Source organism: Shewanella sp. 10N.286.52.B9 (assembly GCF_002873635.1).
In the GTDB taxonomy this organism is placed as follows: Bacteria; Pseudomonadota; Gammaproteobacteria; order Enterobacterales; family Shewanellaceae; genus Shewanella.
Genome location: NZ_MCTY01000087.1, coordinates 1 through 9912, shown reverse-complemented (window position 1 = coordinate 9912; position 9912 = coordinate 1). Strand labels below are relative to the sequence as shown.

The window sequence follows — 9912 nt, the reverse complement described above, 5'->3', positions numbered from 1 at the left end:
AACATTAGTTGGGGCTTTTTTGTATCCAAAATTTATTTTAATAAAACATATTACTCATAATCCCTCGTCGTTTTTAAATAGACAACATCAGTTAAACTTTAGCTGGTCTTTCTTTATTCGATGTACTCAATTAAGACTATCTGAAATAAAAAACACACAATACTGAACCATGAACTAAGTTAGAGTTCTTTTTATCAAGAATATTTGGTTTTATGGGAATATTTTTAATGAATCTTCAAACTGTGATCTAATTATTACCAGAATGTCTTTTGTGACTACTTCCTAAAGTCATACAATGGTATAAATAGAAAAAAAGTTGTTCACTTCAATAGTAGGAAAGATGTAATGATATTTTCTCAAATCCCTCAAGCGCCAGCAGATCCTATCTTAGGTTTAACCGATGCCTTTAAAAAAGATACTCGTACAGACAAAGTTAACTTAGGTGTTGGGATCTACAAAGACGAAGCAGGTCAAACTCCTGTACTGACATCGGTAAAAAAAGCTGAAGCCATTTTATTAGAGACTGAGAAAACAAAGAACTATCTTGGAATTGAAGGTGTGGAGCGTTATAACCAAGTGGTTCAAAGCTTATTATTTGGTAAAGACAGTGCCATCATTCGTGACAAAAGAGCATTTACCGCCCAAGCACCTGGCGGAACAGGTTCTTTACGAGTTGCAGCTGAGTTTTTAGTAAACAACACTGACTCAAATATCTTATGGGTGAGTAACCCGACATGGGCAAACCATCAAAATATTTTTCAAACTGCTGGTTTAGAGATAAAAGAATACGGTTATTACAAAGCTGAAACCCATGACATGGATTTCGATGCTATGGTCACCGATCTAAATACTGCGCAAGCTGGTGACATGGTGCTTTTACATGGCTGCTGTCATAACCCTACAGGCATTGATTTGACTATTGAGCAGTGGCAAATCATCGGTCAACTATGTAGCGACAAGCAATTGGTTCCTTTATTTGATTTTGCTTATCAAGGCTTCGGCGCCGGCATTGAAGAAGATGCACAAGGGTTACGTGCTGTAGCTGCCAAAGTGCCTGAATTATTAGTCGCTAACTCATTCTCAAAAAACTTCGGTCTTTATAATGAGCGTATCGGTGCAGTAACCGTTGTTGCTGAAACAGAAGTTGTAGCACAAAAAAGTTTTAGCCAAATCAAAAAGACTATCCGTGCGAGTTACTCAAACCCTCCAGCTCATGGTGGCTTAATTGTGAGTACCATTTTATCTGATGATGGCTTACGTAAAGAATGGGAATCAGAGCTTAGTGCTATGCGCCAACGTATCGCAGAAATGAGAACCTTATTTGTAGATACCTTAAAGCAAGAAGGCGTATCACAAGACTTTAGCTTTATATCACGTCAAAACGGTATGTTTAGTTTTTCTGGTTTAAATAAGCAACAAGTAACTCGTTTAAAAGAAGAGTTTGGTGTTTATATTGTAGGCTCAGGTCGTATTAGCGTTGCAGGAATGACAAAACAAAATATCCCTGTGATTTGTAAAGCGATTGCACAGGTGCTTTAACGATAATGGGCCTTAAAGGCCCATTATTTTTACTTAATCAGTTATCTAAACTTGATATAAAAGCGCTTAAGGTAGTCCATTTTTAATCTCTATTATTGAAATATTTCAGTCTGTTAAAATAGCGATTAATCGCTTTAAGTCATACCTTCTATTACGTGCAAATCTCGGTATAATCACTAAAAAAATTACATAAAGGCTTTTAATTGAAAACAGGTAGAATTGGAAAGTTTACCCTTGCTTTAGCGGGGGTCATCATTGTTATGTTTTTTATCAGAGCTTGGCTAGTACCAACGATTGAACAAATCTTGATAACCACTCCTGATATAAAAGAAAACCCACAGCTTTCAAATCAAGTGCCAGATTTTTCGAGCATTTCAGATATCCCAACTAAGAAACAAACGTTTTTTGATTACATGACGCCTGCAGTCAAACATCAAAATGCAATTATTAGTGCAGAAAGAAAATTTTTAATTGTTATTCTCAATAACCTTCGTAATGGGCAACCGCTTACTGATGCTGATATTTTTAAATTGCAAAAGCTAACTCAAAAATATCGATATCAAGTAAAAAAGTTTGATTTAATCACTCTGACACCGTTACTTGAACGCGTCGATACCTTGCCAGTTAAAATGGTACTAATTCAAGCCGCCAATGAAACTGGTTGGGGCAGCTCTCGCTTCGCTACAGAAGGTAATAATTATTTTGGGCAATGGTGCTTTTCTAAAGGCTGTGGTTTAGTGCCGCAATCAAGAACCCCAGGGCTTAATCATGAAGTTGCATCGTTTGATACCCCAGAGGACTCAATAGCTGCATACCTGCTTAATTTGAATACTAATTCGGCTTACCATTTATTACGTTCAATCAGGGCGGATCTAAGAGCCCAAGATATTGAGCCCACTGCAGAAGAATTGGTCTTTGGCCTGTTACATTACTCAGAACGTAAACATGAATATATCGACGAATTACTTCAAATGATGCGTCATAATAAAAATTATTTAGCTGGATTATAGTTAATGAAAATAACAACAAGATTAGCAATGGCTACAGTGGCTTTCTCGGTAAGCTTTTTTTCAATTGCCGATACGGTATCTATTCCTTATGCCGGTTTTTACGAAAGATTAAAGCAGGTCAACAAAGCCAACTATCAGTTAGTTGAAATTGTGTTTAGTGTGCCTAAAACTCAAGCTTGCACTATTTTAAGCGGGGATATCAGTACTGAGAAAAACCAATATCCATTAACTTTTAATGAGCAGCAGCGGCTTTTTTTACCTTATGATGCTCAGTTAAAATCTGATCGCGGTTTAATTAACTTAACCATGAAGGGTGACCCCACAGGATGTGGCATAGCAATGCAGGTGAGGGCGAAGCAACAGCTTAAATCATATAATCAGCAGCAAATCCTTGCGGTAAAAGATGATATGGATGCGTTATTGGATGGCCAGCAAGGTTTTCCAATGAAGTATTTTAGAAAGCCAATATCTGGTGTTACATTCAGTTTTAACGATACTGACTATCCGGTAACTGTTAGCATTGATAATAAACAGCAGCTTATTAGTGAGCCGCTACAATTGGCTAACTTTACACTCAATGAATTAAATGAGATTTCTTTTTCTGTTACTCCTGCAGTCATTAGCCCGTTTGTCGAGTAAAACTTTTTAGATAGATTGAAAAAGCCCTCAATAGAGGGCTTTTGTATATCTACAGCACTTATTAAAGTGCTGTATAATCGAACGTTATGTGATTACGGCTTGTAGGTACTCACAACATCAATTCTTGCTGCAGCATCAAGATTAATATGGCCGTTGTTACTCATATCAAGAAAATCAAATGCAGGTAGCTCTGATTCAGCCACAGCGCCAGACATAGGTGCGTCAGCATTTCTTTCAAGTGATAAGAAATCAAATTGGTTACGATCAACACCTTGTGACGGCGAGGTATTTTGCATCGCCGTGAAGATGGATTCGATTCTACCAGGGAAATCCACATCCCACTGTTTTAGCATGTCTTTAACTGCACCACGTTTTAAATTTTCTTGTGATCCGCAAAGGTTACATGGAATAATCGGGAACTGTTTCAATTCTGCGTATTCAGCGATGTCTTTTTCTTTACAGTAAGCTAATGGACGGATCACCATGTTAGCTCCATCATCCGAAAGTAATTTTGGTGGCATTGCTTTCATCTTGCCACCAAAGAACATATTTAAGAATAATGTTTCAATGATGTCATCACGGTGGTGACCTAAGGCAATTTTAGTGGCGCCGATCCGCTGTGCGAAACCATATAGGGTTCCTCTACGAAGGCGAGAACATAAAGAGCAAGTGGTTTTACCTTCAGGGATCTTATCTTTGACTATCGAGTAGGTGTCTTTTTCTAAGATATGGTAGGCCACTTTTAAACTATCTAAATAGGCAGGTAGAATATCTTCTGGAAACCCAGGTTGCTTTTGATCTAAATTTACCGCGACAACTTCAAAAGAAATCGGGGCACGTTTTTGTAAATTTAATAAAATATCAAGCATGGCATAACTGTCTTTGCCGCCTGAAAGGCAACACATAACAATGTCACCTTCTTCAATCATTTGATAATCGCCGATAGCACGACCAACTTCATGGCGGAGCTTTTTTTCGAGCTTATTTTGACGATCCAATTGTAGTTTGTTTTGTTGTTGCATTTGCGACATAAAAAAGCGCCCAGTAACCATTTGTTTCAGGGCGCGTATTATTCCAGCATTCTGCCTTAGGGTAAAGGATTTACTCTTCTAGAGGTGACTTATACCCATCTGGCTTGATAGCGAGTAGATCACAGTTAATGCTATCAATAACATGTTCTGCTGTATTACCAATTAGTGCGGCAGAAAAACCTGTACGACCCACTGTACCTAAAATAACTAACTCAGCGTCTAACTTTGTGGCTAATTCAGGAATAATATCTTCAGGCAGACCTTCTTCAACATGGCAATTTTCTAATGGAATATCAAAGCTATGGGCGATAGATTGGATCCGTTGTTCATGCTGCATTCGGACCGTGTCGTTATAACTTGCGGCATCAAACTCTGGCAATTCTATGGCTAAATTGACAGGGGTACCTGGATAGCCATTAACTAAATGCACTTTAGCTGAAAACTTATCGGCTAAATTTAAGGCGTTTTTAATAACTTTGGTATTAAGAGTCTGATGATCTTCATCTTCAGACGCTACATTTATTGCGCAAACAATATTACCTGCTACTGGCCAATCGTGTTCTTTAACCATAAGAACAGGAATAGGCGCTTTACGTAATAAATGCCAATCAGTAGGGGTGAAAATAATTGATTTGAGTTTATCGTGCTCGTGGGTGCTTTTGACCAACAAATCAAATTGTTCATCGATAGCGTATTTAATAACACTTTCAAATGGGCGATTGTGCCAAACTACTTTCGCATCAATAGACATTCCAGTCTTAGTATAACTTTCGATGGCTTCATTTAACCAGGTTTCACGTTGAGCTATAACGCCTTGACGCATAGCTTCACGCTCATTACTGGATAAAATTGATGTCATCTCGTAGGAGAAGTCAAAAATAGTGAGAAATGCAGTGATAGTTGCGTTGGACTTACTCGCTAGCTCAACAGCTCTAGCTAACGCAGGTTGATGATCTGTCATAGGGTTTATGACAACGAGTATCTTATTATAATCCTTCATAAAACCTCCAAGCTAAAATGTTAAACTCTGTTAATTAACTATCACTGTTATTGCCATAAAATACTTTGAGAGAGATCAAACTTTGAAAAGTTGTTAGGCCTAGGTTGCAATCCGCGAATTACCCGCTAACTGACTCAGTGCTTTATGATCAACAATAGTGATGTATTTGCCTTTAACTTCAATAAAGCCTGACTTTTGAAAACGGCCAAGTAAGCGGCTAATTGTTTCAACTGTTAGCCCAAGGTAATTACCAATATCACCACGGGTCATGGTTAATCTAAATTCATGAGGTGAGAAACCGCGGCTACCAAAACGGTTAGCCAGATTGCTGATAAATGCGGCTAGGCGTTCTTCGGCATTCTTTTTAGATAACAACAAAATCATTTCTTGATCGCTCATGATCTCATTACTCATGAGACGCATTATCTGTTGTCTAAGTTTTGGCATACTGCCCGCTAAGGTATCTAAAGTATCAAACGGTATTTCACATACCATTGCAGTTTCTAATGCTTGGGCAAAACTCTGATGAATTTGAGAATGAATTCCATCAAAGCCGATAACGTCACCAGCTAAATGAAAGCCAGTGATTTGTTCATCGCCTTGCTCTGTGATGGTGTAGCTTTTAATTGTGCCAGATCGAATAGCAAATAAAGACTTGAGAGGATCACCAGACTTAAATATTTGGTCACCTTTTTGCACTGGCTTTTTACGCTCAATAATCTCATCGAGTCTATCTAACTCGTTGTTATTAAGCGAGAAGGGGATACATAATGATTCCATACTGCAATCATGACAATGTATCGCACAACCTCCGGTTGATGCTCGAAGTTGTTTAGTTGGGTCTATAGGCATATGTACTCTCAATTAATTACTACTTAGCCATGTTAAACTAATAACAAAGTTACAGCTAGTTTAGCTGCATGATGGCGATATATATAGTTTGTAGCCCAAATACTACAATCAAGATCCCACTTATCATTCGGACCTGCTTTTTTTGTACCCATTGAGCTAACGTTTTCGCCGCTACACCGGCACTGAGTAACGCGGGCAATGTACCTAAACCAAAAGCTAACATGATTAAGGCGCCATCAAGGGCATTACCAGCCGCAACAGCCCAAGTTAGGGTGCTATAGACTAAACCGCATGGTAACCAACCCCATATTATACCAGCCATAACGGCTTGATGTTTATGTTTAATGGGTAACAATTTGTTAGCCAATGGCTTTAAAAAACGCCATAACATTTTGCCCACTTTTTCGATTTGCACAATACCAAACCAAAGCTGGGCGATGTAAAGCCCTGTGGCTATCATCATAATGCCAGCAAAAATACGCAGGCCGATAAGATAGTTATCAAGGTCAAACATATAACCTAAGGCTGCGGTACTGGCTCCAGCTAATGCACCTGCTAGGGTATAACTGAGTATCCTGCCTAGATTGTAGCTTAATAAAAAACTTAACTGATTGGCGAGCTGATTCGATGCTGTATTGGGTAAGTTAGATGCAAATGCGCCAACTAAACCACCACACATGCCAAAGCAATGTGCCGCACCCATTAATCCAACTAAAAAAGCACCCCATACATTGTATTCAATCAATTCTTTTTCTCTGATTCTGTTTCACTTGGTTTATCTTCATCAAATAAAATAGAAACACTTTGACGGTCTAAATCGTCGAATTGTTCACTTTTGACTGCCCAAAAGAAGATGGCAACAGCAATTGCAACAAATAGCATTGCGATAGGAATTAGTACGTAGATGATACTCATATTTTTATCCTGAGTAAGCGTAAGCTGTTAGATACGACAATAATCGAACTAACTGACATTCCAATCGCTGCAATATACGGTACTACATGACCGGTAACCGCTAGCGGTAGAATAATGACATTGTAAGCAAACGCCCAAATTAAGTTTTGTTTTATTATTTTATTTGTTAACTTTGAAACTGTAATTGCTTGATTAAACTTAGATAGTTGATCACCAAGTAAAATCAAATCAGCACTATTTTTAGCGATAGCGCTGCCACTTCCCATCGCGACGGATAAATTGGCTCCGGCTAAAACGGGAGCATCATTAATGCCATCTCCAAACATTGCCACATCTTGTGTTTGTTGTAATTTGTTTATCAAATCTAGTTTATCTTTAGGGTTAAGTCCTGCATAACTATTTTTAACATTAAGCTGCTGCGCGATAGCGTTCACATGGCTGGCACAGTCACCACTAGCAATACTAACATCGATATTTTGATGTTGAAGTTGTTTTATGGTTTCTAGACTATCTACCCTGAGAGCATCCTTTAGGGAAAAACAGGCTGTAATAATGTCATTCACAGACAACCACAACAGTTTGCCGTTACACTGATTGGCATCGACTCCCACAAATTCAGCATTACCAATTTTAACGACATCAGTATTAATGTTACCTGATATGCCTAAGCCAACGTGATGCTGTATGTCGGTGGCACAAATATCACTGTGAGCATGGGCTTTAAATGCACTTGCAATTGGGTGAAGTGAGCCAGTTTCTAATGCGGCGGCATAGGCTAAAACGGTTTGTTCATTTTGGCTATCGGTTAATACAATACTTTCAAGTGAAATAGTGCCGCAGGTTAAGGTACCGGTTTTATCGAATACGACATGGTTGATACGAGGCAGTTTTTCAAATACCCCAGCTTTTCGGGTGATTATACCCAGTTTGGTAAAAATAGCCGTCGCGCAAGTAATCGCAGTTGGCGTAGCAAGGGCGAGGGCACAAGGACAGGTTGCCACTAATACCGATAATGTCACCCAAAAAGCATCTTCTGGTGAAATTTGTAACCACACCACATAGGTTAACGACGCAATTGCTAAAATCGTACCTGAAAAATAACGCGCTAACCTATCAGCCAGTTTCGCAATAGCAGGTTTGGTGTTTGAAGCCACTTCTTGCAAGCGAATAATTTCAGCGACGAGTTGATCTTGTCCTAAAGCGGTGACTTTTACCGTCAGGGCTTGATCAATATTAATTGTGCCAGCAAATACACTGTCATTAATGGTTTTAATGAGAGGCATTTGCTCACCTGTGAGCATTGATTCATTAAGACCCGATTTCCCTTCAATAATATCCCCATCAGCGGCAACGATATCGCCCGGTCTAACAAGGATAATATCGCCTAATTTTAATCGCTTGGCAGGTATTTCTGAAATATCACCATCAAGTTTTAAATGAGCTGTTAATGGCACCAGTTTATGAAGATTACTTGAATTGACGGATGCAGTTTGTTTGGCTTTTTGTTCAAAATAGCGGCCAAGTAATAGGAAGAAAGTAAACATGGAGACAGATTCAAAATACACTTCTCCATTGCCATTAATCGTTGCAAAACAACTGGCAATATAAGCTCCGGCGATTGCAATTGATACCGATAAGTCCATATTGAGTTTACCGCTAAGTAAACTTCTTATGGCGCTGAAATAAAAAGGCTGAGCAGAATAAAATACCACTGGCGCGGCCAAGGTCATACTGACCCAGCGAAAGTAATCGCGCATTTGAGTATCTTGGAGGGTGAAGTAATCAGAGTACAAGGCCAATGCAAACATCATCACTTGCATGGTAGCAAAACCAGCTAAGCCTAAGCGTAATAAAAACTTTCGGCCTTCTGTTTTACTTTGCTTTTCTTGCTCATCCACTTGATAAGGCGCAGCCTGGTAGCCAATACGGCTTATCGCCGCAAGAATTTCACTGAGTTTCAGTGACTCTTCATGCCAACTAACTAAAGCGCGCTGCGTGGTAGAATTTACGCTTATGTTAGTAATACCCGCTAATTGTTTTAGCTTATGTTCAATTAACCATGCGCATGCCGCACAGGTTATACCGTCAATCGAAACTGAAATGGTATTGATACCATCAACATTGTGGGTAAGGTCTTGTTGAACTTCAGGGATATCATAAGCTGAGTATTGCGCTAATTCAGCTGGGACCAGGGCAGTTTGTTTGCTACCCGGTTCACTTCGATATTGGTAATAACTCGCCAGACCTGAATCAATAATAGCTTGTGAAACCGCCTGACAACCAGGACAGCACATAAGCTGATCTTGGTTGTCGATAAAAGTGGTGAATTCATTGCCAGTTAAAACAGGTTCATTACAGTGATAGCAGTTTTGCATTATATATATTAATTCAACCAGTATTCGACATCATCATGAATTTCAATACGTTGCTGGATTCTCCAGCTTGCATCAAAGCCTTCAAGTCGGACATTCCATGGCCCAGAAATCGCTTCTGATAAACCAATTCGATATGTGCCGTTGCCATCAGCAGTGGCATTAATGTTGAAATCTTTTTCTTCAAGGGTTGGGTGAATAAAACTGACTTTCAATACGGCTTGGTATGCAGGACCGCCATGTTGAGATATTTTAAGTTCGTGATCGTCAACTTCAATTAAATATTGCATGCCTAAGTTTTTAGCTTGCTTAATTTTACGCAAATCCATATTGATGGCTTTGCCTTCTTTGTAATAATCATCTGAAACCAAGGAGTCAGCATTATCAATGGCGATACTCATCGCAACCATGCTTTTAAGGACAACAACAAAAAGAAGAACAACGATAAACCAAGGCCAAAAGTGCTTATACCAGGGAAGAGGAGCAGACATAAAACGGTCCTAATTATTAACTTTTATTATTAATCTATTTTAACCTGAAAACCATTAATAATC

The 9912-nt window shown here is 39.0% G+C and carries 10 protein-coding genes; 3 read left to right on the top strand and 7 right to left on the bottom strand.

The annotated features are described in order from the left end of the window. Window positions 1–345 precede the first annotated feature (345 nt). The 3 genes from BCU91_RS06090 (at window position 346) to BCU91_RS06080 (ending at window position 3188) form a co-directional block, all read left to right on the top strand. Window positions 346–1539 (top strand): amino acid aminotransferase, encoded by a 1194-nt coding sequence (locus BCU91_RS06090; RefSeq protein ID WP_102435403.1) that lies wholly within the window; start codon window positions 346–348, stop codon window positions 1537–1539. Between the two features lie 203 nt (window positions 1540–1742). Next, window positions 1743–2549 carry a glucosaminidase domain-containing protein gene (locus BCU91_RS06085; RefSeq protein WP_102435401.1) on the top strand — a complete coding sequence of 269 codons (807 nt, stop codon included), beginning with the start codon at window positions 1743–1745 and terminating at the stop codon, window positions 2547–2549. Between the two features lie 3 nt (window positions 2550–2552). Beyond that, window positions 2553–3188 (top strand): DUF2987 domain-containing protein, encoded by a 636-nt coding sequence (locus BCU91_RS06080; RefSeq protein WP_198589348.1) that lies wholly within the window; start codon window positions 2553–2555, stop codon window positions 3186–3188. A 92-nt stretch (window positions 3189–3280) separates the two neighbouring features. On the opposite strand, the gene ttcA is transcribed toward BCU91_RS06080, so the two are convergent. The 7 genes from ttcA to BCU91_RS06045 form a co-directional block, all read right to left on the bottom strand. Beyond that, the gene (ttcA, locus tag BCU91_RS06075; protein ID WP_198589347.1) at window positions 3281–4219 is read right to left on the bottom strand and encodes a tRNA 2-thiocytidine(32) synthetase TtcA; all 939 of its coding nucleotides are present in this window, start codon (window positions 4217–4219) and stop codon (window positions 3281–3283) included. 70 nt (window positions 4220–4289) lie between these two features. After that, window positions 4290–5219 (bottom strand): universal stress protein UspE, encoded by a 930-nt coding sequence (gene uspE / locus BCU91_RS06070; protein WP_102435397.1) that lies wholly within the window; start codon window positions 5217–5219, stop codon window positions 4290–4292. A 99-nt stretch (window positions 5220–5318) separates the two neighbouring features. Then, complete coding sequence (gene etrA / locus BCU91_RS06065) at window positions 5319–6071, bottom strand: electron transport transcriptional regulator EtrA (protein WP_102435395.1); 753 nt, start codon at window positions 6069–6071, stop codon at window positions 5319–5321. A 55-nt stretch (window positions 6072–6126) separates the two neighbouring features. Beyond that, window positions 6127–6816, bottom strand: a complete 690-nt coding sequence (locus BCU91_RS06060; RefSeq protein ID WP_102435393.1) for a sulfite exporter TauE/SafE family protein — start codon at window positions 6814–6816, stop codon at window positions 6127–6129. Next, on the bottom strand, window positions 6813–6986 hold the full coding sequence (gene ccoS, locus BCU91_RS06055) for a cbb3-type cytochrome oxidase assembly protein CcoS (protein ID WP_102435391.1): 174 nt from the start codon (window positions 6984–6986) through the stop codon (window positions 6813–6815). Before ccoS ends, BCU91_RS06060 begins: the two co-directional genes overlap by 4 nt. Then, entirely contained in the window at window positions 6983–9361 is a 2379-nt protein-coding gene (locus BCU91_RS06050) for a heavy metal translocating P-type ATPase (RefSeq protein WP_102531109.1), read from the bottom strand. Before BCU91_RS06050 ends, ccoS begins: the two co-directional genes overlap by 4 nt. An 8-nt stretch (window positions 9362–9369) precedes the next feature. Beyond that, entirely contained in the window at window positions 9370–9849 is a 480-nt protein-coding gene (locus BCU91_RS06045) for a FixH family protein (RefSeq protein ID WP_076536711.1), read from the bottom strand. Window positions 9850–9912 lie beyond the last annotated feature (63 nt).

Bases quoted from the DNA above. Each gene is read 5' to 3' on its own strand.
- BCU91_RS06090 (WP_102435403.1), top strand. From the start codon at position 346: ATGATATTTTCTCAAATCCCTCAAGCGCCAGCAGATCCTATCTTAGGT.
- BCU91_RS06080 (WP_198589348.1), top strand. From the start codon at position 2,553: ATGAAAATAACAACAAGATTAGCAATGGCTACAGTGGCTTTCTCGGTA.
- ttcA (WP_198589347.1), bottom strand. From the start codon at position 4,219: ATGTCGCAAATGCAACAACAAAACAAACTACAATTGGATCGTCAAAAT.
- uspE (WP_102435397.1), bottom strand. From the start codon at position 5,219: ATGAAGGATTATAATAAGATACTCGTTGTCATAAACCCTATGACAGAT.
- etrA (WP_102435395.1), bottom strand. From the start codon at position 6,071: ATGCCTATAGACCCAACTAAACAACTTCGAGCATCAACCGGAGGTTGT.
- ccoS (WP_102435391.1), bottom strand. From the start codon at position 6,986: ATGAGTATCATCTACGTACTAATTCCTATCGCAATGCTATTTGTTGCA.
- BCU91_RS06050 (WP_102531109.1), bottom strand. From the start codon at position 9,361: ATGCAAAACTGCTATCACTGTAATGAACCTGTTTTAACTGGCAATGAA.
- BCU91_RS06045 (WP_076536711.1), bottom strand. From the start codon at position 9,849: ATGTCTGCTCCTCTTCCCTGGTATAAGCACTTTTGGCCTTGGTTTATC.